The 20,640-nt window shown below is 55.2% G+C and carries 21 protein-coding genes; 11 read left to right on the top strand and 10 right to left on the bottom strand.

Translation table 11 applies throughout. The features are described from left to right. Positions 1-4: 4 nt before the first annotated feature. Positions 5-535 carry a tripartite tricarboxylate transporter TctB family protein gene (locus AUQ41_RS00635; RefSeq protein WP_063085897.1) on the bottom strand — a complete coding sequence of 177 codons (531 nt, stop codon included), beginning with the start codon at positions 533-535 and terminating at the stop codon, positions 5-7. 42 nt (positions 536-577) lie between these two features. After that, positions 578-1,567 (bottom strand): tripartite tricarboxylate transporter substrate binding protein, encoded by a 990-nt coding sequence (locus tag AUQ41_RS00630; RefSeq protein ID WP_008889011.1) that lies wholly within the window; start codon positions 1,565-1,567, stop codon positions 578-580. A 187-nt stretch (positions 1,568-1,754) separates the two neighbouring features. Between AUQ41_RS00630 and AUQ41_RS00625 the strand changes: the two genes are divergently transcribed. After that, positions 1,755-2,660: a LysR family transcriptional regulator gene (locus AUQ41_RS00625; protein ID WP_063085894.1), complete on the top strand. Its 906-nt coding sequence runs from the start codon at positions 1,755-1,757 to the stop codon at positions 2,658-2,660. An 83-nt stretch (positions 2,661-2,743) separates the two neighbouring features. On the opposite strand, the gene AUQ41_RS00620 is transcribed toward AUQ41_RS00625, so the two are convergent. Then, a complete protein-coding gene (locus AUQ41_RS00620; protein WP_063085891.1) occupies positions 2,744-3,373 on the bottom strand; it encodes a LysE family translocator in 630 nt (209 codons plus the stop codon). Between the two features lie 49 nt (positions 3,374-3,422). Further along, entirely contained in the window at positions 3,423-4,142 is a 720-nt protein-coding gene (locus AUQ41_RS00615) for a M48 family metallopeptidase (protein WP_063085888.1), read from the bottom strand. Positions 4,143-4,360: 218 nt separating this feature from the next. Between AUQ41_RS00615 and AUQ41_RS00610 the strand changes: the two genes are divergently transcribed. The 3 genes from AUQ41_RS00610 to AUQ41_RS00600 all read left to right on the top strand — a co-directional run bounded on the left by AUQ41_RS00610 (position 4,361) and on the right by AUQ41_RS00600 (position 8,575). Further along, positions 4,361-5,581, top strand: a complete 1,221-nt coding sequence (locus tag AUQ41_RS00610) for an argininosuccinate synthase (protein ID WP_008889015.1) — start codon at positions 4,361-4,363, stop codon at positions 5,579-5,581. A gap of 84 nt (positions 5,582-5,665) precedes the next feature. Beyond that, complete coding sequence (truA, locus tag AUQ41_RS00605) at positions 5,666-6,412, top strand: tRNA pseudouridine(38-40) synthase TruA (RefSeq protein ID WP_063085885.1); 747 nt, start codon at positions 5,666-5,668, stop codon at positions 6,410-6,412. Between the two features lie 459 nt (positions 6,413-6,871). After that, complete coding sequence (locus AUQ41_RS00600) at positions 6,872-8,575, top strand: methyl-accepting chemotaxis protein (protein ID WP_063085882.1); 1,704 nt, start codon at positions 6,872-6,874, stop codon at positions 8,573-8,575. Positions 8,576-8,652: 77 nt separating this feature from the next. On the opposite strand, the gene AUQ41_RS00595 is transcribed toward AUQ41_RS00600, so the two are convergent. Together AUQ41_RS00595 and AUQ41_RS00590 are read right to left on the bottom strand one after the other, a co-directional pair. Beyond that, the gene (locus tag AUQ41_RS00595; RefSeq protein WP_063085879.1) at positions 8,653-9,378 is read right to left on the bottom strand and encodes an LrgB family protein; all 726 of its coding nucleotides are present in this window, start codon (positions 9,376-9,378) and stop codon (positions 8,653-8,655) included. After that, complete coding sequence (locus AUQ41_RS00590) at positions 9,375-9,743, bottom strand: CidA/LrgA family protein (RefSeq protein WP_063085876.1); 369 nt, start codon at positions 9,741-9,743, stop codon at positions 9,375-9,377. The genes AUQ41_RS00595 and AUQ41_RS00590 overlap by 4 nt, the downstream gene beginning before the upstream one ends. A 237-nt stretch (positions 9,744-9,980) precedes the next feature. Here AUQ41_RS00590 and AUQ41_RS00585 point away from each other — a divergent pair, with 237 nt between their 5' ends. Next, positions 9,981-10,676, top strand: a complete 696-nt coding sequence (locus tag AUQ41_RS00585; RefSeq protein WP_063085873.1) for a DUF5343 domain-containing protein — start codon at positions 9,981-9,983, stop codon at positions 10,674-10,676. A 415-nt stretch (positions 10,677-11,091) separates the two neighbouring features. Here the strand turns inward: AUQ41_RS00585 and arsC are convergent, their stop codons facing one another. Both arsC and AUQ41_RS00575 read right to left on the bottom strand, forming a co-directional pair. Further along, entirely contained in the window at positions 11,092-11,427 is a 336-nt protein-coding gene (arsC, locus tag AUQ41_RS00580) for an arsenate reductase (glutaredoxin) (RefSeq protein ID WP_063085870.1), read from the bottom strand. Between the two features lie 58 nt (positions 11,428-11,485). Then, positions 11,486-12,193 carry a regulatory protein RecX gene (locus tag AUQ41_RS00575; protein WP_063085867.1) on the bottom strand — a complete coding sequence of 236 codons (708 nt, stop codon included), beginning with the start codon at positions 12,191-12,193 and terminating at the stop codon, positions 11,486-11,488. A gap of 94 nt (positions 12,194-12,287) precedes the next feature. Between AUQ41_RS00575 and AUQ41_RS00570 the strand changes: the two genes are divergently transcribed. The 6 genes from AUQ41_RS00570 (at position 12,288) to AUQ41_RS21090 (ending at position 18,593) form a co-directional block, all read left to right on the top strand. Continuing rightward, a complete protein-coding gene (locus tag AUQ41_RS00570; protein WP_008889022.1) occupies positions 12,288-13,097 on the top strand; it encodes an ABC transporter permease in 810 nt (269 codons plus the stop codon). A gap of 231 nt (positions 13,098-13,328) precedes the next feature. Beyond that, the gene (locus AUQ41_RS00565) at positions 13,329-14,486 is read left to right on the top strand and encodes an aspartate aminotransferase family protein (RefSeq protein ID WP_063085864.1); all 1,158 of its coding nucleotides are present in this window, start codon (positions 13,329-13,331) and stop codon (positions 14,484-14,486) included. A 33-nt stretch (positions 14,487-14,519) separates the two neighbouring features. Next, positions 14,520-15,437: an ornithine carbamoyltransferase gene (gene argF / locus AUQ41_RS00560; RefSeq protein WP_063085861.1), complete on the top strand. Its 918-nt coding sequence runs from the start codon at positions 14,520-14,522 to the stop codon at positions 15,435-15,437. Between the two features lie 177 nt (positions 15,438-15,614). After that, positions 15,615-16,586 carry an Hsp33 family molecular chaperone HslO gene (locus AUQ41_RS00555; RefSeq protein ID WP_063085858.1) on the top strand — a complete coding sequence of 324 codons (972 nt, stop codon included), beginning with the start codon at positions 15,615-15,617 and terminating at the stop codon, positions 16,584-16,586. A gap of 137 nt (positions 16,587-16,723) precedes the next feature. Then, the gene (locus AUQ41_RS00550) at positions 16,724-17,320 is read left to right on the top strand and encodes a hypothetical protein (protein ID WP_063085856.1); all 597 of its coding nucleotides are present in this window, start codon (positions 16,724-16,726) and stop codon (positions 17,318-17,320) included. A gap of 139 nt (positions 17,321-17,459) precedes the next feature. Next, positions 17,460-18,593 carry an AraC family transcriptional regulator gene (locus AUQ41_RS21090; RefSeq protein ID WP_063085853.1) on the top strand — a complete coding sequence of 378 codons (1,134 nt, stop codon included), beginning with the start codon at positions 17,460-17,462 and terminating at the stop codon, positions 18,591-18,593. On the opposite strand, the gene AUQ41_RS00540 is transcribed toward AUQ41_RS21090, so the two are convergent. Together AUQ41_RS00540 and AUQ41_RS00535 are read right to left on the bottom strand one after the other, a co-directional pair. After that, entirely contained in the window at positions 18,553-19,560 is a 1,008-nt protein-coding gene (locus AUQ41_RS00540) for an alpha/beta fold hydrolase (RefSeq protein WP_168173431.1), read from the bottom strand. The genes AUQ41_RS21090 and AUQ41_RS00540 overlap by 41 nt on opposite strands. A 201-nt stretch (positions 19,561-19,761) precedes the next feature. Next, entirely contained in the window at positions 19,762-20,616 is an 855-nt protein-coding gene (locus AUQ41_RS00535) for a universal stress protein (protein WP_063085847.1), read from the bottom strand. Between the last annotated feature and the right edge of the window lie 24 nt (positions 20,617-20,640).

Below are 20,640 nucleotides of genomic sequence, written 5' to 3'. Positions count from 1 at the left end.
TCAATCAGATCAGGGTGGTCAGGTGGGAAATGTTCGCCGACAACAGCTTGCCCTTGGGGAAGGGCGTATGCGTGACTTCGGTAAACAGCAGATACAAAAGAACCGGGAAAATGACCGCAAGGCCGATCATCCAGAACTTGCGTTCGAAATTGCCCGTCATGACAAACAGCACGCCAAGCAACAAAACCGTCGCCGGAACAAACCCGATCAGCGGCATGCCATATACAAAGGCGGCAAACACGATCAGGATACCGGCAAAACGCACCAGATGGGTCTTGTTGCCAAGGATGCGGTTGCCAAAACCTTCGACCCGGTTACGGCCAGCTTCGCGCATTTTCGGGAAGGCCAGAACAAGCGCAAGAACCCCCATCACCAGTCCGACAATCGACACAACCCTTGGCCACATATCCGGTGGCGGGGCAAAGCCCGGAATGAAAGACGGAACCTTCACATAGATCGGGATCAGAACGAACAGGATGACGGCAAAGAACACCGTTGCCACCAGTCCGGCATAGAAATCACGATTTTGGTTCATGGTTCCGTCTCGCATCAAAAGTCTGAATTAAAAAGCGTCTGCTTACTGGATGTAGCCGAACTTCTTGGCCATGCCGTTATAAAGCTCGAACTGGCTTTTGACGTAGGCAGCCGGGTCTTCATCGCCGATGATCGAGGTCGAACCACGCTTCTCGGCAAGATCAAGCCACTGTTCATCGGTCGCAACCTGGCCAAGGATCTCGGTCCATTTGGCTACGACGTCTTCCGGAAGGCCTTTGGGCGCATAAAGACCGCTCCAGCCGCCAACCTGACCGGCCTGGGCATAACCCAGTTCTTTCGCGGTCGGAACGTCCGGCAGGGATGCCATACGTTTCGGCGAATAGACCATCAGCGGACGCATTTTACCGGCTTCGATGTGGGGCATCAGTGAGCCAGCAGCAATCGCGAGGAAATCAACGTGACCGCCAAGCAGGGCAGCGGCCAGTGCAGAGCCGCCTTTATATGGCACGAGGGTGGATGCTGTCAGCGGGTCAAGACCAACGTCAGACAGCAATGCCTGAACCGTAAAGCCGTCAATCGCGGTGGGGCCGGATGCGGCATAGGTCGTGGCACCGTTGCTGTCTTTGATTTTGGCAATCAGCTCGTCGATGGTCTGGATGTCGGAATTGGCGTTCACCGCCAAAATCATCGGGGTTGCTTCAAGCATGCCAAGGAAGGTGTAGGCATCCCAGCCAACCGGGCTGTCGGTATAGACGGCCGGATAAAGCGCCATGCCAACACGCGACAGAAGAAGGGTATAGCCATCCGGGTCGGCTTCGGAAACGAAGCGCGCGCCATTCATGCCGCCATTGCCGGTCTTGTTGACCACAACAACCGGCTGCCCGCCGGTATAGTTGCTTGCGGTTTCTGCCAGCGCACGGGCGGCCAGGTCAGATGCACCGCCGGCACCATAAGGTGCGACCAGCGTAATGGCTTTTTCAGGATAGGCGTCTGCCTGCGCGGTCGAAATCATGGATGTGGTTGCAAGGATTGCGGCAGCGATCCCGGCTGCTTTCTTAAGCTTGTGAAACATTTTCATGTCTCCCTGGGTGGTGGTGGCAGAATTGCCGAAGCTCAGACTGGTTTTCACTCTGTCTTTTGTTTTTGTGCCTTCTTGCATAGACAAACTATAACCGGTGACGCAAAAAATTAATTCCAGTATAACTAATTTACATACTGAACAGCATTCAGCGGCCGAAATCCGGATTTGGGAAAGCACGATGAAATTGCGCGAACTCGAAAGCTTCAATGCCTTTATGACCCACGGTTCTGTGACGGGCGCGGCCCAGGCGATGAATATCAGCCAACCGATGGTCAGCCGACTGTTGAACAACTTTGAAAAATCGGTCGGTTTTGAACTGTTTACCCGCAAACGCAATCAGCTGATCGCGACGTCCGAGGCCCAGCAGTTCCACGCAACCGTGTTGCGGTCGTTAAACGCGTTTCGCGAAGTCGAAACCCAGGCGCGTGCGATTGCCAATGATCAGTTGGGTGCGATCCGTATTGCCGCCCAGCCGATCTATGTTGATACCTATCTGCTTGATGTTGTTGCGAAGTTCAAACAGGCCCATCCCAAGGTTTCGATCAGTATTACCGATACGGGTCTCGAAGGGATGCTCGACATGATTGCCACCCGCCAGTGTGATCTTGGCATCGGCATCACCCTTGATCTGCAAGACCCCGATGTGGTGATCACCCCACTTGCGCAATCGCGCGCCGTCTGTCTGATGCCGGTCGATCACAGGCTGGCAAAGTTTGAAACCATTGATATCGATTTGCTGCGCGGCGAGGACTTTGTTGAACTTTCCATTGGCTCGCCGCTTCGCACCAAGATCGACTATATTTTCCAGATTGCCGGCTGGCCGCGCAAAATCGCGGTCGAGGCCCGCACGATCCGCACGATCTCGCGTCTGGTCGAACGCAATGTCGGTATTTCGGTCAGTGACCCGTTCGCAGCCCTTCTGGTCGACACCAACAAGGTGGTCGCCCGCACCCTGACCCCGACCATCGAATGGGATGTGGCGCTGTTTACCGCGTCACGTGAACTGAGTGCGGTGGAAAAACGGTTTCTCGCCTTCCTGCGCGCCGAATTGCCAAATCTGCGGGCCAGCGGCTGTATTGTATGAGGATTTGATTTGGCCCTATTTGGGGTGATACGCCGGTATCGGCCTATTATTCACTGAATTTGAATAATGACCCTGATTATTCATTATTTCCGGTCAAACGCCAGCTTGGCAGCAAGGCCCAAAAAGATACAGCCGGTGGCGATCTGAAAGGCGCGCGCAATCTTCGCAGATCGCGACAGAACCTGGCCAATTTTCCCGGCAAAACTCCCCACCAGACAATTGATAATCGTCCCGCCGATATTCAAAATCAGCCCGAAAATCAGGAATTGCAACAACACCGACCCGCGCGACGCATCAACAAACTGCGGAATAAACGCCAGCACAAAGACAATGATCTTGGGATTCAATAGGTTAACGACGATCCCGTCGCGCCAGGCAGTAAAGGCCCCGGAACGCTTGGTTTGTGCTGGTTTCAGGCGCTGATCGGTGCTTCGAAATGCGCCAATCGCCAGCCACACCAGATATGCAATCCCCGCCCAGCGCAACACATCAAGTGCCACCGGATGGGCCGCGACAAGCGCCGCCAGTCCAAGTCCCGCAAGCATGGTGTGGATCAGCGCACCGGTGGCAATCCCGAAGCTTGCCGCATTGCCCGCAATCGGCCCGGATTTGATTCCCTGTCCCAGACAAAACAGCATGTCATTGCCCGGCGTCATGTTCAGCGCCAGGGCAGTGGGAATGAAAATCGCAAGGGTTTCCAACGGGATCAGCATGCTTTACGTCCTTTGGGAGTAAATGTGAGGGTTCCTCACATTTCAATATTTACGCGCTTCCAGCACCGTAGCGATGCAGGGCTGCGCCATGTTTCTTGAGCCAGTGTTGCTGCTTTTTCGAGGGGCCATACAAATCATCGACCACGGCCCAGAAACGTGCGGAGTGATTAAGCTCCTGCAAGTGGGCGACCTCGTGGGCGACGACGTAATCAAGCACATCTTCCGGCGCCAGCACCAGCCGCCAGCTGAAAGACAGATTGCCCGAGGATGAACAACTGCCCCAGCGTGTGCGGGTGTCTTTGAGCGAGATGCGATTGACCTTTTTGTTGATCTGTTCGGCATAGGCATGGGCGCGTGGGGCGATTTCAAGTTTGGCCTGCTTTTTAAGGAAATCGGTCACCCGGCGGTTGGTATGTTCGGGCTGGCCTGAGACCCAGATCACGCCCGCCTCAACCCAGACTCCGCGTTTGGCATCGGGCACGGCACGGATGGCGTGATCATGGCCCATGAAGGGAATCCACGCGCCGGGCATGAATTGAACCCGTTCGGGCAGGCGTTGCATGTGGGCTGCCACCCAATCGCCATGCTGATGGAGCATCGAAATCGCCATTTTGCGCGAAACCCCGTTGGGCACGACGATTTCGACACCGTCAAATGCCGGATCAATGCGCAATTTGAGTCGCGTCGCGCGCGCACTTGGCCGCAATCGCACCGGCAGCGGGCCGATTTTGGGCATATCGATCTCGGTTTCTTCGGTATTCTTGAGCATTCGGCGCGGATTTTTCCAAAAGAGAGGCAAAAAGTGCGATCTTTTTGTGCCTTTTTCGGGCCAAGCCCATCTTGGGTCTTGCCCCCTAGTAGTGTTTTCCTATACTCCGCGCTCAAGGTCTAGGGGCGATTTGCGACATATGGGTTGCAGCCCCGACAGGACGCAGGCGTTAGGTGCCGCGCCCTGCATTACATCGGAAGAAGAAAGGCGTCACTCCCATGAGCGATCAGGTCAAAAAGGTCGTCCTTGCCTATTCAGGCGGTCTGGATACCTCCATCATCCTGAAATGGCTTCGCGAAGAATATAACTGCGAAGTCGTGACCTTCACCGCCGACCTCGGCCAGGGCGAAGAGCTGGAACCGGCCCGCAAAAAGGCAGAGATGTTCGGCGTCAAACAGATCTTCATCGACGATCTGCGCGAAGAATTCGTCCGCGACTTCGTCTTCCCGATGTTCCGCGCCAATGCCCTTTATGAAGGTGTTTACCTGCTCGGTACCTCGATCGCGCGTCCGCTGATTGCCAAGCGCCAGATCGAAATCGCCGAAGAAGTCGGTGCAGATGCCGTTTCCCATGGTGCGACCGGCAAAGGCAACGACCAGGTCCGTTTCGAGCTGGGCTATTATGCGCTTAAGCCGAACGTGAAGGTCATCGCACCGTGGCGCGAATGGAAGCTGAACTCGCGTACGGCTTTGCTGAACTTTGCCCGCGAACACCAGATTCCGATTTCAGCTGACAAGCTTGGTGGCGATGAGCCGCCCTATTCGACCGACGCGAACCTTCTGCACATTTCCTATGAAGGCAAGGCGCTGGAAGATCCGTGGGTCAAGCCGGACGAAAATATGTTCGAGCGCACCGTATCGCCGCAGAACGCCCCCGATGCGATCACCACGATCGAGATCGAGTTCGAGCAGGGCAACCCGGTTGCGATCAACGGCGAACGCCTGAGCCCGGCCACTTTGCTGACCAAACTGAACGAAGTTGCTGGCAAGAACGGCATTGGTCGTCTGGATCTGGTCGAAAACCGTTATGTCGGCATGAAGTCGCGCGGTGTTTACGAAACCCCGGGCGGTACCATTCTGTCGGTTGCACACCGTGCGATGGAAAGCATCACGCTTGATCGCAACGCCGGTCACCTCAAGGACGAGCTGATGCCGCGTTATGCCGAGATGATCTATAACGGGTATTGGTGGTCGCCGGAACGTCAGGCCCTGCAGCGCCTGATCGACGAGACCCAGCGTACTGTGAACGGTGTTGTGCGCCTTGATCTGTACAAAGGCAACGTTACCGTCACCGGCCGCAAGTCGCCGAACTCGATCTACTCCGAAGAGCATGTCACGTTCGAGGCCGACACCGTTTACAACCAGCGCGATGCAGAAGGCTTTATTAAGCTGAATGCGCTGCGTCTGCGTCTTGGTTTTGACCGCGACGGCATGAAGTAAGTTTCCGCAAGCAATTGTGGAGCGGCAAGCGAGGGGCATTTTTGCCCCTCGTTTTCTTTTGGATCAGGCGATATAAAACAGCCCATGCAGCGCTATAAATGTACCGTCGAATATGATGGCCGCCCTTATCACGGCTGGCAGTACCAGGACGAAGTGATTTCGGTTCAGAAGGTCTTTGAGACCGCGATCGAAAAATTCGCCGGTGTATTCGTGCGCGTCTATGTGTCGGGCCGAACCGATGCCGGGGTGCATGCACTGGGCCAAGTGGTGCATTTCGATCTGCCGAAATACTACCCGGCGGAAGCGGTGATGAATGCGATCAACCATCACCTCAAACCTGATCCGGTGGCGATCAAGGAATGCGAGGAAGTCACGGAAGACTTCCATGCGCGGTTTTCGTCAAAGAAACGATATTACATGTATCGCATCATCAATCGCCGCGCCCCCCTGACCTTTGAGGCGGGGCTGGCCTGGGGTGTTTATAAGCCGCTTGATATTGATGCGATGAATGAAGCGGCCCAGCACCTGATCGGGACGTTTGATTTCACAAGCTTCCGGGCCAGTGAATGTCAGGCCAAAAGTCCGATCAAGACGCTGGAAAAGCTTGAAGTCACGCGCGGGATCGAAAACCCGCTTGAAATCCGCGTCCATACCGAAAGCCGGTCTTTCCTGCATCATCAGGTGCGCAATATGGTTGGCACACTTGTTCTGGTCGGCAAGGGTGCCTGGAAGCCGATTGACGTTAAAACGGCCCTTGAGGCCAAGGATCGCAGTGCCGGCGGCCCGACCGCACCGGCCGACGGGCTTTATTTCGTCAAGGTCGATTACTGACACCCGATCAGATCGAGATCCGTTCAGCGTCTGAACCAAATTCAGCAGACGAATATTCAGCCTGACCTTTTCGCATTACCTGTGCGCATTACCTGTGCGCATTTCATCCTTCCCGGACCTCGTTGTAGAAAAAACGAGGCACAGGCGAAATTTTTTTCGGTTTTCTGTCTGCCACTCCCCATATGACGCTTATTGATATGGTTGTTCATCTTATGGGTAGGTGTTCACCTATCGGTAACGAACTGTAATTACACTATTAATTAATCTTTAGTTGGTTGACTCGCGTTCAGGTTGCAAAAGGTATGTACGATAGTATTGCTCTATACTAAAGTTTAATTTATAGGATTGTATATCTTATATCTCTGCTGAATCAGGCGACCAAGACCCGGGAAGATGCTGAACCGCCGATCTAGTTGCTAGAGGGGCTCGTCGGTGACCAACGATGAAATGAGAGTAAGTATGTCGAAAAGTTTGATTTTCAAGGTGGCACTCGCCGCCGTTGCGATCCTGATTGCGGGCATCGCGCTTCTGGGCTTGCTGATCATGCAGCGCATCGATGACAAGGTGGCAAGTGACAGTCTTGAATCGCAGAAACTGAACCTTCGCGTTGCTGCGACAATCTTCCAGGATAATCATCCCGAATTTTCCATGAAGATCAGCGAAGACGGTGAAACCACCGATCTCGTCATTCCCGAAATTCCGGATCTGTCGTCGCATGACCTGATTGACTCGATCGGGGCCGCCACCGGCCAGACGGCGACCGTGTTCGCCTTTGTCCCGGCAGAGCAGGACTTCGTGCGTGTTTCGACCAACATTATCAAGCCGGACGGTCAGCGTGCGGTTGGTACCATGCTGGGCAAGGGCAGTGCGGCCTATCAGCCGATCATGTCGGGTAATACGTTCCGGGGTGAGGCGCTTATTCTTGGGACGCAATATGTAACGCAATATTCGCCGATTACATCGCCGTCGGGCGATACGCTTGGCATTCTTTATGTCGGGATCGAGAAGGCACAGGTTGCCGAAGTGGCGACCGAGATCGAACTGCGGATCGCGATTGTCGGTATTATCGTTGCCATCGCGTCGGCTGTGTTGCTGTTCCTGTTGCTGCGCTGGCAGCTTGGACCGCTGCGTGATCTTGGTCAGACGATTTCCCGATTTGTTGAACGTGACTTTTCCGAGGAAGTTTCCTTTACCGATCGCAAGGACGAGATTGGCGTGATTGCCAATGGTCTTGTGCGTTGGCGTGAAACGGCTGAAAAAATGGGTGAGGCCGAGGCCGCCCGGGTGGAAGCGGAAAAACGTGCCGAAAAGGAACGTTTGGAACAGCGCAACCGTCTGGCCCACGAGCTTGAACAATCCATTGGCCAGATCGTTGCATCTGTACGCCAGTCGTCGACCGGCATGCAGAAATCCACCGAACTGATGCGTGAATCGGCCAATCATTCCCTGACCCAAAGCCAACGGGTGTCTGAGGCCGCCAATGATTCGGCCCAGAGCGTTCAAACGGTTGCAGCCGCGACCGAAGAACTTTCCGCCTCAATCAGCGGCATCGGTGATCAGGTCCGTGAATCGACAGCGATTGCCGAAACCGCAGTCGGTGAAGCATCGCGTGCCAACGAAATGGTTGGTGGTCTGGCCGAAGCAGCCGAGCGCATCGGTGAAGTCGTGAGTTTGATTAACGACATCGCGGCCCAGACCAACCTTCTGGCGCTGAACGCGACAATCGAGGCCGCCCGTGCTGGTGAAGCCGGCAAGGGCTTTGCGGTTGTGGCGCAAGAGGTCAAAAACCTTGCCAACCAGACCGCCAAGGCAACTGACGAAATCGCCCAGCAGATCGGGGCGATTCAGGGCGAGACCAGGGTCACGGTCGAGGCAATTGAAAAGGTCACGCATACGATTTCATCGATCAGCGAAATCGCAGCAGGCATTTCATCGGCAGTGAGCGAACAGAACGCCGCCGTCAATGAAATCGCCAACAGCGCGACCAGTGCATCGTCGGGTTCGAGCGAGGTTGTCGCCAACATCAACGAGATTCACGAAGCCGCGGCTAGCAGTGGGGCAGCCGCCAGTGAACTTGATCAGAATGTTGGTGCGATGGCCAAGCAGATCGATAGCCTGCAAAAGACCGTGTCGAACTTTCTGTCGCAATTGCGCGCAGGCTGATCGGATCACGTTTGCGGCGGGATACCTGCCGTGGAACCAAATTGAAAAAGGGTGGGCATATGCCCACCCTTTTTTGTTTAGCCAAATATCCAGTGCCACAGGAACGGGATGGTCAATGCGGTGGCCAGGGTATTGAGCCCCATGGCGAGGCCGGAAAAGGCCCCGGCGGTTTCATTGACCTGAAACGCCCGCGCCGTTCCGATGCCGTGTGATGCTACCCCCATGGCAAAGCCGCGTGCGCGCCAGTCCTTGAGACGGGCCATATTCATCACCATCGGGCCGAGGGTTGCGCCAACGATGCCCGTCGCAATCACGCAAACCGCGGTCAGGGCCGGAACACCACCAATATTTTCGGCAATGCCCATGGCGACCGGGGTGGTGACGGATTTCGGGGCCAAGGATGCCAGTGTTTCCGGACTTGCGCCCAGTGCCCAGGCCAGAATGACGGTGCTGGCACTGGCAACCAGTGATCCGAACAAAACCCCGAACGCGATGACTGGCAACGCACGTTTCAGCGTTTCGGTCTGCCGGAAGAGCGGGACGGCAAGGGCCACGGTGGCCGGACCCAACAGGAAGTGAACAAACTGCGCGCCTTCGAAATAGGTGGCATAGGGTGTGCCGGTGACCTTGAGCAACAGAGCAATCAGGGCAATGGCGATGACCACCGGATTGCAGATCGGGTTGCGGTCGCTTTTCTGATACAGCCAGAAGCCGATGGCATAAGCGACAAGCGTGATGGTCAGCCCGGTCAGCGGTTTGGCCGACAGGTAAACCCAAAGCTGGGTGATATCGGTCTCGTTCATTGCCCGTCCTCCAGACTTTCGCCCGGTTTGGCCTTGGGCAGCAGTTTCGACATCAAAAGGGCGGTCAGCACCATGGCCAGCAGGGTGGAAATGATCAGGGCGGCGGCAATCGGCAACCAGTCACCTTTGAGGCGGTCAATCTGCGTCACAACGCCCACCCCGGCCGGAACAAACAGCAAGGAGAAATGGATCAGCAGATTATCTGCGGCATCTGTCAGAACCTTGGGCGGGTTACGTTTGATCAGAAGGCCGACAAACAGCAGCACCAGACCGATGACCGGGCCGGGAACCGGCAGATCAAACAGTTCCGAGACCACTTCGCCAAACAGCTGGCAGACAAGGATCAGGGCAAAAGCAGCAATCATCAAAAACCTCCCCACAGGCACATGCATGTTTTTCTGCGTAAGACATAATAGGCTTCGGGAAGTTCGACTTTTATTAATTACGCAAAACGCCCGTGCCGGGTGGGCACAAAATCGATTTTTGAACAAATATTCAGAGGAAAAGGAGACGATCTTTCGGCTTATTTCGAATCAGTTTGATTTGTGTGTGGCGATTTGGTATTTAGGACAAAGCCACACATAAAACAATTATGGTGATTTATGGCCGATTCTCAGTCATCAAAGTCTGCGCCGTACGCAACGTTTTCTTCTTTTATCAACTTTTCCAATAAGTTGCGGGATGATGGCGTGCCAAACAGAATCGACAAGACCGTTTTTGGTGCAGCGTCTGGCAGCGTTATTTATAGCACAATTTCTGCTCTGAAATCTTTGGACTTGATCGACGAAAACGGAATCCCTTCGAAACAATTTGTCGACTTCGTCAATTCCTCTGACGAGGATCGAAAGCAAATATTGAGGGATATTTTGCGAGTTGGCTATTCATCGCTCTGGGATAGTTCAATTGATCTGGAGACTGCAACGGCTGGCCAGTTCGATGAGCATCTACGCGAAATTTATGATGTGAAAGGCTCCACCGTAGATAAATCAGCTGCATTTTTCATTTCTGCAGCAAATTTTGCGGAGGTTCCGTTGTCTTCGCACTTGAAAGCACGCAAACCAATTGCGTCATCTTCGTCTTCTAGAAAAAGTTCCAAACAGAGAAAAAAGAACAATGGTAATGAGCCGAAAGCAGAGAGCGAGTTGCCAGTTCAGCGTCCTGCTCCAGTAAAGCCATTGGAACATCAGTTGGTTGATCTAATGACCGAAGACGACCTTGACGTTGACGTTAAAGAGGCGATTTGGAAATTGGTTCAGTACCTAACTGCCAAACGAGCGAAGAGCAGCGTTTTTGACTGAAGAATTTGCGCCACGGAATCTGCTTGGCGGCCATTCCGTGGCGCATAAACCGCTAACACATGGAGGTCGGCAAGGACCGTTATGCCTTTGGTTTTAAAAGCTCAAATTGTAGCACCCATTTTGGTTTACAAGCCCAAAATGGAGCACTGTATCAAGCCTTCGGCAAGCATTGTGCATGCCTTAAGTGCCCATTAATTATGCACTTTTTCTTGCCGATTTCAATTCAATTCCGGCAATAAGGAATTTATTGATGCAAGAAAGCCGTGTTTTTGTGCGTGCTTACGAGCGTATTCGTTATGGAAATCGCGAATATGTTTGCGCACATACACGTCGCTGGCCGCGCCAGTTGACGTTTGCATTCTAAAACTCATGGCAGGCGGGGACGTTTCCCCGCCTGCTAAGGATGAGCTACGGACTAAAGAATTTCCAGCGCGTTTTCCGGCGGACGGCCGAGAACGGCCTTGTCGCCATTGACCACAATCGGGCGTTCAAGGGCGCGTGGATGGGCGCAAAGCGCCTCGATCAACTCGTCGCCACGCAGATCGGCAATGCCTTCTTCTTTGGCCTCCTTCTTGCGCAGGATGTCCTCGGGTTTCATGCCGAGCATATCAAGGATGCCCGAGAGTTCCTGTGGGGTGGGCGGGGTGTCGAGATAGGCGATCACGTCAGGCGTGATGCCCTGTTCTTCGATCATGGCCAAGGTCTGGCGCGATTTGGAGCAGCGCGGATTGTGGTAGATGCGGACCATCATGGTTGGGTCTCCGTATCAAAATGGATTTGTTCATTGATAGCGGTCTTTGCGGACGCAATCAAATCCCGTCAATCATCGAGAGCAGGTCTTCGAGCTCTTCGATCTCGCTATTGATGATGCGGGTGGCGGTGTCATAGCCAAAGCCCTGACGGGCGAGGGCGGCCATATCCTTTTCGCGTTTTTCATCGCGGATATCAGACCGGCGCCATGGGCCAAGACGACGGCGACGGGCATAGGCGGCGGCGGCGGCAATGTTGGGATCGGTGCCACGCACTTCTTCATAGGCGGCGTCATCGGCCTCGGCCCGAAGTTCGGTCAGTGCGGCATCGACCTGATCACTGGCAATGCCCCGCGCGGACAGATCGGCGGCAATGACGCGAAGTGCCTTGCCGCGCCTGAGCAGCGATCGCGCCCGGCCCTTGGCATAGGCATCGTCATTGATGAAGCCGGCCTTTTCGCAGACCGACAAAACCGAATTCATCCATTGCACCGCTTCTTCGGGGTCGGTGCCGTGTTCGGCGACTGAGAGGCGGATTTTACCGCGCATCAATGTTTCAAGCCGGGCGCGCGAGGCGGCGAAGCGTTCGAGATACCAGGTGGCATAATTCATCAGATAGTCGCGGGTGACCTTGCGCGGGCGTTTGGGCTCATGCGACCTGGCTTTCGACTTTTTGCCGGACTGGTTGGAAAAACGCGCATTTCCGGCGGGCTTTTTTTCGCGCGCAGAGTCGCTGGTTTCCGGGCTTTGGCGATGTTTGTCGTGCATGACTGACACTATGAATGAATTCACACCCTTGCAAGTATGCCCCCACTCTCCCTATTTTACGCGCAATTGTCTGCATTTTTCCGAAGGAAATTCCATGAACGAGTCAGAGCAACGTGCTCTTGCCCCGCGCTATATGGGGGCTGTGAACTGGCTTGGACTTTGGACCCTTTATGCCAAAGAAGTCCGTCGGTTCCTGAATGTGCATTTGCAAACCATCGGTGCGCCGGTTGTCACCAGCCTGCTGTTTCTTGCTGTTTTCCTGCTGGCCCTTGGCCGTGCGGTTGAAATGGTCAATGGCATTCCGTTTGCCACCTTCCTCGCACCTGGTCTGATCATGATGACCATGGTGCAAAACGCCTTTGCCAACTCCTCAAGCTCGATCACGATTGCCAAGGTACAGGGCAATATCGTCGATGTGTTGATGCCGCCGCTGTCGGCTGGCGAAATGGTTGCCGGTTTTGCCTTTGGCGCGGTAACGCGTGGCATGATCGTTGGTCTGGTTACCGCGATTTTCATGTCGTTCTTTGTCGATGTCGCAATCCATAACATCTGGGCGATCCTGTATTTCGGGATTTCGGCATCCTTGATGCTGTCGCTTTTGGGGATTGCGGGTGGTGTCTGGGCCGAGAAGTTTGACCATATCGCGGTTGTGACCAACTTTGTCGTGACCCCGTTATCCTTCCTGTCGGGCACGTTTTACAGTGCGGAAAGCCTGCCCGAAGCCGGTCAGGTTCTGGTGCATTTCAACCCGTTCTTCTACATGATTGACGGGTTCCGTTATGGCTTTACCGGGATTTCCGATGGCACGATCATGACCGGTGTGGTGGTTCTTGCCCTAGTCAATGCGGCCCTTTGGCTGCTGTGCTATCGCATGATCAAAACCGGCTACAAGCTTAAGGCCTAAGCGCCGATCCGATTGCCAAACCATAAAGGACGGTATTCCGAGACGGATGCCGTCCTTTTTCATTTTGATGACCATTTTTAAAACACCACCGTACGTGCTTTTGCGGCGTTGACAGGGTCGGTGAATCTCTTGATACTCCTCGGCTTCCCAGCAGTCCGCTGGAGCTTGACCAATTGGTCAGGAATGTGAATTTTACCCGAATTGAGGAATAAGAAAGTGATTACTCCCGTCATGCCGACCTACGCGCGGGCCGATTTGGCCTTTGAGAAAGGTGAAGGACCTTATCTCTATGCGCAGGACGGCCGACGATTCCTTGATTTCGGGTCGGGGATCGCGGTCAACACGCTTGGTCATTCGCACCCGCATCTGGTGGCGAAACTGACTGAGCAGGTTGGCAAGCTTTGGCATACCTCGAACCTGTATCAGATGCCGGGGCAGGAAAAGCTGGCCAAGCGGCTGATTGAGAACAGTTTTGCCGATACGGTGTTTTTCTGTAATTCGGGTGCCGAGGCGAATGAAGCGGGCATCAAGATGCTGCGTCGGTATCAGTATGTGTCGGGCCATCCGGAAAAGAACCGCATTCTGGTTGCGACCAATGCGTTTCATGGAAGGACCCTTGGCACCCTGACCGCAGGCTACAGCGAGAAATACCGCGAAGGTTTCGGGCCGATGCCCGATGGCTTTGATCGTGTGGCGTTTGGTAACCTGAACGAGCTGCGCAATGCGATCACGCCCAATACCGGCGGTATCATCCTTGAGCCGATCCAGGGCGAAGGCGGCATTTGCCGCGCGCCGGACGGGTATCTTGAGGGTGTGCGCAAGGCAGCCGATGAATTCGGCATGCTGGTGATGTTTGACGAGGTTCAGACGGGCATTGGTCGGACGGGCAAACTGTTTGCCTATCAATGGTCGGACATGGAGCCTGATATCATTTCCTCGGCCAAGGGACTTGGCGGTGGCTTCCCGATCGGGGCACTGCTTGCCAATGAAAAGGCAGCCGCTGCCTTTACGCCCGGCATGCATGGCACGACCTTTGGCGGTAACCAGCTTGCAACGGCGGCTGCCAATGCGGTGCTGGATGAGGTCCTGAAACCCGGTTTCATGGATCATGTTCTGGAAATGAGCCGCCTGATTGTTGATGGCCTTGAGGTGATTGCACGCAAGCATCCGGGCTTTATCGAAGAAGTGCGTGGCATGGGCCTGCTGTTGGGGATGAAAACCAAACCGGCCAATGTTGATGTTGTTGCCAAACTGCGCGAGTTCAATCTTTTGACCGTGCCGGCAGGCGACAATGTGGTGCGTATCATTCCGCCGCTTAACATCACCAAAACCCATGTTGACGAAGCGCTGGTTGCCATTGATGCAGCCGCTGCCGCCCTTGGTAAATAATGCGCAAATAAGGGCGCGGAAGGAAATTTGACTATGACTGATATTCGCCATTTTCTCGATCTCGACAAAATGTCGGCAAGCGAGCTTAAGGATATTCTCGCCCTTGGCGACTCAGAGAAGGCCGGGAAAGCCCCGTTCGGGGTAAAGCCGCTTGCGGGCAAGACCTTGGCTTTGATTTTTGAAAAGCCATCGACCCGTACGCGCGTGTCGTTCGAAGTTGGCATGCGCCAGCTTGGCGGTGATGTGGTGACCCTTGATGCTGACAGCAGCCAGCTTGGCCGCGGGGAAACCATTGCCGATACCGCACGCGTTCTGTCGCGCTTTGTCGATGCTATCATGATCCGAACGACCGATGAGTCGAAACTGCATGAGTTGGCGCAATATGCCACCGTGCCGGTGATCAACGGGCTTACCGATCAGAGCCACCCGTGCCAGATCATGGCCGATCTGATGACCGTCAAGGAACACAAGGGCAAGCTTGATGGCCTCAAGTTCGCCTGGGTTGGTGATGGCAATAACGTCTCGGCATCGTTCATTCATGCATCGCCGAAGTTCGGCTTTGCACTCGATATGGCGTGCCCGGCGGGCTATCGCCCCAATCAGGGTCTGATTGAAACCGCCAATGCCGAAGGCGGCAAAGTGCGCCTGACCGATATGGACAGTGCCTTGGCCGGTGCCGATGTTGTGGTCACCGATTGCTGGGTGTCGATGGGCGATGAAGATTACGACGCCCGGATGGAGGCCCTTTCGCCCTATCAGATCAATGAAACCACCATGGCACAGGCCAAGGATGATGCGATCTTCCTGCATTGTCTGCCTGCACATCGGAATGAAGAAGTCACCGACGCGGTGATTGACGGGCCACAATCGGTTGTGTTTGACGAGGCGGAAAACCGCCTGCATGCGCAAAAGGGTGTTTTGCTGTATTGCCTGAATGGTTTGCCGTCGTAAGGCTTGCCATCCGGGTTATGGCCCCTAAATAAGCCATATCGAATTTGAAGGGCGGCATTGGCCGCCCTTTGCTATGCTGTCAGGTGTTTTCGTCCAGGGTCTTTACACTGGCACCTCGACAATGCGGGGGTGCAGTTGTTATACGCCCCGCAACACGTAAAAACGCGGAAGCTGAAAATGCAGATTGCTGTCGATTTTTGCCAGCCCTTCACGCTGGATCATTCCAACATCCGTGGCCGCTTCACGCGCCTGGGCCCGACGGTGCAGACCATCATCGGGCAGCACACCTATCCTGCGCTTGCCAACCATCTGCTTTCCGAGATCATCGGCCTTGCCGTGCTGTTGTCGTCCTCGCTGAAATATGAAGGCCTGTTTACCCTTCAGACCAGCTCGGACGGGCCGATCAGCATGCTGGTGGTTGATGTCGATAGCGATGGCAATGTGCGCGCCTGCCTTCGGGTCGATGAAGAACGCCTGAAGGCGATGATTGCCGAGGAAGAAGGCGGCGAGGATGCGCTTCGGGGTCAGGTTCTTAAACTGATGGGACGGGGGCATATTGCCTTCACGGTCGATCAGGGCGACGAGCACGAACGTTATCAGGGGATTGTATCGCTTGAAGGCGAGACGCTGGCGCAATGTGCAGAGGCCTATTTCCGCCAGTCCGAACAGCTTGAAACATCGTTCAAGCTTGAAGTGCATCGCGGCGAGACGGCGGATGACTGGTGGGTCGGCGGGCTGTTCCTGCAAAAAATGCCGGTCAGCGCATCGGGCGATGCGAGCACCCCGGAAGAGGCCGAAAAGGTATCTGAAGACTGGAACAGATCAACCATCCTGATGGCCAGTGCCACTGAGAACGAGCTGGTTGATATTTCGCTTTCGGCCCATGACCTGATCTGGCGCCTGTTCCATGACGAGGAACCGCGTGTGTTTGAACAAACACCGCTTCAGTTCAAATGCCGTTGTTCGCGCGAGAAGATCGAAGGCGCGCTTGTGACCTATCCGCTTGATGAGCTTCTGTCGATGCGCGAAGCCGATACCGGCGAAGTTGGCGTATCGTGCCAGTTCTGTAACACGCGTTATGGTTTTAACGAGGCGGAGCTGCGTCAGCTCAAGGCAGATGATCCCGAAGCGGCATCGCCGAAAATCTAGTAGCGGCTTCAGGGGCTTCGGGGCTTAATTGTTCGTCACAGCCTTGCCTTAATCATCAAGCAACGTCACCATGGAATTTGTACGCCATGGTGGCGTTGTTTTTTTATCTGTGTGATTGATCAAAGGAGATCGAAGACATGACGGTTATGTCCATCAAGGGCCTGCGCGCCGTTGTTGCCGGGGCTGCACTTGCGCTGATGGCGGCTTGCACAAGCGGCCCGGTTGCGACTTATCCCGATGTGACATGGCGCCATCTTGATCCGATTGTCTTTGCCGCCGGTCCGATTGAAAAGGTTGCGGCCTGGTCGGACAATGAGGATGGATCGATCCAGTCGTCCCTGCCGTTCAATCTGGGCCGTATGGCGATGAACTGGCCCGATGACCGCATCCAGACTGCCGGCACTAATGACATGCTGCGTTATAGCGTGACCGAGGCCTCGGTGACCTCGAACGCGCTTAAAACCACCAAGGGCATCAAGGGTGTCTTTACCGACGATCAGTCCGACAAGATCGATCTTAAGGTCGCAGCCAAGCTTGAGCTGCTCGACCCCAATGGCATGCAGAAGGGCGAGGTAACCGCGATGGCGGAACGGTCGCGCACGCTTTCGGAATCGATGTCTGTTGCCGAACGCGAACAGGCGGTCTATGACGCCACCACAGCCCTTTTGATGGATCTTGATCGCGAAATGGAACGCCAGATCAATAACAATCTGGGCCGTTTCCTGCTGCGGTGATCGACGTCCCGTTTGGGATTTAAACAAAATCCAAAGGCCGCGGTGATCTGTCATCGCGGTCTTTTTTGTTGCGCGTCCCTGCGACACGCGGGACAAACATCAGGTTACGTTTGCCAAATGCCAGATTGTGCCAAGCCTTATGTTTGAAATCCCGTTGCCCTTTGTTGTTGCCTTGTTGCTGGCGATTTTGCTGGTGCGCCTGACCCTGCGCGGGCCAGCCGGGCCGGTTGGGCGGAGCCTGCGGATCTTCGTTGCCGCCAGTCTGGCGCTGGTGATCATGGTCGGGCTGCGCTGGCAATTTGATCTGCTGATTTTCCGTTTCTTGCGCCCCTTGTTTGCCGCGATGCTGCCACCCATCGCCTGGATGTGCTTTGCCGCACTCGGTTCAAAGGAACGGTCGCAAACCAGATGGCGGTGGCTGCATGTTATCCCGGTTCTGGCGATTTTCATCGCAAGTCTGACCTGGCGGCAATGGCATATCCAGGTTGATTTCCTGATTGCTGTGCAATTCGCCGGATATGGTATTGCGCTGATGGTGCTGGCCAGCCGCGGCGAAGACCGTTTTGCCCAGGCACGGCTGGGCGATGTCGGATCGGTTCGGGGCATTGTTGCCGTGGTTGGCGGGGCGCTGATCTTTTCGGCCTTGGTCGACGGGTTGATCGCCCTTGATTTCAGCATCACCCAGGGCACAAACGTCGCCACAATCGTCGGCTCTGCGCAGCTGGTTGTTCTGGTGGTGCTGGCGTTGCTGATGGTCCGGTTGGAGCGGCTTAGTCCACAGACCACGCAGTTGACTGAAAGCGTGACCGAACCCGCACCTGCGCAGCAAAGAGACGACCCGCAAGACAACAACGATATCGCCGAGGATGATGCCATCCTTGCCGCAATCGATCAGGTGATGTGCGCGCAGCATCTGTATCGCGATCCTGATCTGACACTGGATCGGTTGGCGCGCCGGGTGGTGATCCCGGCCCGGCAGATTTCCGGGGCGATTAACCGCCGGTTCGGGCGCAATGTGTCACAGGTCGTCAATGAATACCGCGTGGCTGAGGCGCAGATGCTGCTGCGAACGACTGATAAGCCGGTAACCGAAATCATGTTTGACTGCGGGTTTCAGACCAAATCGAACTTTAACCGCGAATTTGGCCGCGTGACCGGGATGGGTCCACGGGCTTATCGCGACGCGAACCCAAATCCTGATCAACCGACCCCCGATCAACCGTTCGGTCCGATCAGGAAGCTGTTTTCAGAGAACGCAGAAAGTCGAGAATAAGGGCGATGGTTTGCTGATGCAGGTCTGATCGATCGGTTGCGTCGTCACCATCAAGACAGATGATGCCATCACCCGGGACGTCCTGTTCAAGGAGGATCGCGGCATTTGGCTTGCATTTAGGCAGGAAGCTGAAATGCGCTGCACCGGGCAAATCATGGTAACGGGTTAAATCGGCCGGCAAATGTTCGATCAGATAACCCGATTCAAGGTCCTTGGGGATTTTGGGATTGGGCGCACCGGCGGCAATGACCAGAACCGGGATGTCGATGGCCGCCAGACTTTCCGGGGTAAAGCCACGGGCAAGGCCAAGATCAAGCGAGATTGCACCACGGATCCGCTCATCTTTAAGGTTGGCGGCCAGCTTTTCGCGATCTTCAATTGTGCGGCCAACCTCAAGTGTTGCGAGGCCATCACAGGCGGCGAATTCGGGATGCGCTTGGCATTCGTCATCCATCCGATCCATGTCCATTCGCGCCCCGGCAAGCTCCAGCACCGTCCATCCGCCCAGTGAATGACCAATCACCGTGATGTTGGTCGGATCGATGGAAGACGTCCATGTTGGATTATCGGTCAGCGATGTGATCACGTGACTGATATCGCGCGGGCGGAGCCACAAAGCGGATCCGACTTCGGCGGTGACATCGCGGCTGGTGGTGCCGGGGTGATTGATCGCCGCCACCACATAGCCCGCCCGGGCGAGTTCCCTGGCAAGCCATCCCTGATTGCGCCAGTTGCCGCCAAACCCGTGCGACATCACGACCAGGGGATGACGTCCGTCCTGAATTTCGGCATCAGGCTGCACCATCTGGCCGAAAAAGACCGGATTTTCGCCGACAGGCACGGCTGGGTTTGTATCGCTGGTCGGATACCAGATTGCACCGACCAATGCGCGGTTCTCATCGCTTGCTGCGATGGTGGTTTCCGTGAAACCCACGGCATAGGGCGCGCCATGAGATGGGGTTGCCATGACAAAAGCCGCCAAAGTGGCCAAAGTGGTGACGGTAAAACGCAACATGCTTGATCCTTCGAACCAAATGAAAGGGTGCGATGAGTTTTACCGGTCGGGAGGCTTTTGGCGTCCTTGATCGCGATCAAGGACCTTTCAGGCATAAAAAAGCCCCGGTCGGTTGGCCGGGGCTTGGTCTTTGATCGCGGATCAGGATGGGTCTTAGCGGAACATCATCACCGGCACATGGCAGGAGCGGACCATTTCGGTGGTGGTGCTGCCAATGATCAGGTTGCGGATGCGCGAATGGCCATAGGCGCCCATAACCAGAAGATCGATATTTTCCGCTTCGATCTTGTCCTTGATCACGTCTTCGGGTTCGCCCGAAGCAAAGCCTGCATCAACATCGTACCCCGCCTTGCGCAGGATGGTTGCCGCGTCATCAAGCTTTTCCTGCAAGGTGTCATTGGGTTTGCCAACCGAAAGCAACGTGCAGGGCAGACCGGTAAACAGTTTGCCCGATGCGATGTGGCGCACGGCCTTCATCGCGCTTTCACCGCCATCAAAGGCAATCAGGAATTTGTTGATCGGCTTGAACGCACGCGATGCGACAAGCACCGGCTTTTTGGCCGAACGCACAACCCGTTCAAGGTTGGAGCCCAGATGCAGTTTGGCGAAATCGGCGGCTTCACCGCGTTTGCCAACCAGGATCAGATCGGCATCACCTTCGAATTCGGCAATGGTTTCGATCAGATCGCCATGGCGAAGCTTGGTGGTGACGGTGGCGACACCCTTTTCCTCAAGCCCGGTTTTGGCTTCTTCAAGCAGCAAACGACCGCGTTTGAGTTCGAGCTTGTTTTTCTGCTCGTCCAGATCGGCCAGCTCTTTCAGCAGCGCTGAACGGGCACCGAGTTTGAGGCTGCCACTCAGGTCTGCCGGTTCGGAATCGGTGTTGCGCCGGCCCAGCACGTGCATCAGTTCAACCGATGCGTCGGTGCGTTCTGCCACCCAGCGGGTCAGGTCGCATACACTTTGCGAATAGCCTGATCCATCGATCAGTGCGATCAGATGTGTCATGGATCGTCTTCCTTTCCCAGTTTC

Source organism: Thalassospira sp. MCCC 1A02898 (assembly GCF_001618185.1).
GTDB classification, from domain to species: Bacteria; Pseudomonadota; Alphaproteobacteria; order Rhodospirillales; family Thalassospiraceae; genus Thalassospira; species Thalassospira tepidiphila.
Note: the sequence above shows the minus strand (reverse complement) of the source record. Positions and strands in the feature narration are given on the sequence as shown.

Bases quoted from the DNA above. Each gene is read 5' to 3' on its own strand.
- AUQ41_RS00635 (WP_063085897.1), bottom strand. From the start codon at position 535: ATGAACCAAAATCGTGATTTCTATGCCGGACTGGTGGCAACGGTGTTC.
- AUQ41_RS00630 (WP_008889011.1), bottom strand. From the start codon at position 1,567: ATGTTTCACAAGCTTAAGAAAGCAGCCGGGATCGCTGCCGCAATCCTT.
- AUQ41_RS00625 (WP_063085894.1), top strand. From the start codon at position 1,755: ATGAAATTGCGCGAACTCGAAAGCTTCAATGCCTTTATGACCCACGGT.
- AUQ41_RS00620 (WP_063085891.1), bottom strand. From the start codon at position 3,373: ATGCTGATCCCGTTGGAAACCCTTGCGATTTTCATTCCCACTGCCCTG.
- AUQ41_RS00615 (WP_063085888.1), bottom strand. From the start codon at position 4,142: ATGCTCAAGAATACCGAAGAAACCGAGATCGATATGCCCAAAATCGGC.
- AUQ41_RS00610 (WP_008889015.1), top strand. From the start codon at position 4,361: ATGAGCGATCAGGTCAAAAAGGTCGTCCTTGCCTATTCAGGCGGTCTG.
- truA (WP_063085885.1), top strand. From the start codon at position 5,666: ATGCAGCGCTATAAATGTACCGTCGAATATGATGGCCGCCCTTATCAC.
- AUQ41_RS00600 (WP_063085882.1), top strand. From the start codon at position 6,872: ATGTCGAAAAGTTTGATTTTCAAGGTGGCACTCGCCGCCGTTGCGATC.
- AUQ41_RS00595 (WP_063085879.1), bottom strand. From the start codon at position 9,378: ATGAACGAGACCGATATCACCCAGCTTTGGGTTTACCTGTCGGCCAAA.
- AUQ41_RS00590 (WP_063085876.1), bottom strand. From the start codon at position 9,743: ATGATTGCTGCTTTTGCCCTGATCCTTGTCTGCCAGCTGTTTGGCGAA.
- AUQ41_RS00585 (WP_063085873.1), top strand. From the start codon at position 9,981: ATGGCCGATTCTCAGTCATCAAAGTCTGCGCCGTACGCAACGTTTTCT.
- arsC (WP_063085870.1), bottom strand. From the start codon at position 11,427: ATGATGGTCCGCATCTACCACAATCCGCGCTGCTCCAAATCGCGCCAG.
- AUQ41_RS00575 (WP_063085867.1), bottom strand. From the start codon at position 12,193: ATGCACGACAAACATCGCCAAAGCCCGGAAACCAGCGACTCTGCGCGC.
- AUQ41_RS00570 (WP_008889022.1), top strand. From the start codon at position 12,288: ATGAACGAGTCAGAGCAACGTGCTCTTGCCCCGCGCTATATGGGGGCT.
- AUQ41_RS00565 (WP_063085864.1), top strand. From the start codon at position 13,329: ATGCCGACCTACGCGCGGGCCGATTTGGCCTTTGAGAAAGGTGAAGGA.
- argF (WP_063085861.1), top strand. From the start codon at position 14,520: ATGACTGATATTCGCCATTTTCTCGATCTCGACAAAATGTCGGCAAGC.
- AUQ41_RS00555 (WP_063085858.1), top strand. From the start codon at position 15,615: ATGCAGATTGCTGTCGATTTTTGCCAGCCCTTCACGCTGGATCATTCC.
- AUQ41_RS00550 (WP_063085856.1), top strand. From the start codon at position 16,724: ATGACGGTTATGTCCATCAAGGGCCTGCGCGCCGTTGTTGCCGGGGCT.
- AUQ41_RS21090 (WP_063085853.1), top strand. From the start codon at position 17,460: ATGTTTGAAATCCCGTTGCCCTTTGTTGTTGCCTTGTTGCTGGCGATT.
- AUQ41_RS00540 (WP_168173431.1), bottom strand. From the start codon at position 19,560: ATGGCAACCCCATCTCATGGCGCGCCCTATGCCGTGGGTTTCACGGAA.
- AUQ41_RS00535 (WP_063085847.1), bottom strand. From the start codon at position 20,616: ATGACACATCTGATCGCACTGATCGATGGATCAGGCTATTCGCAAAGT.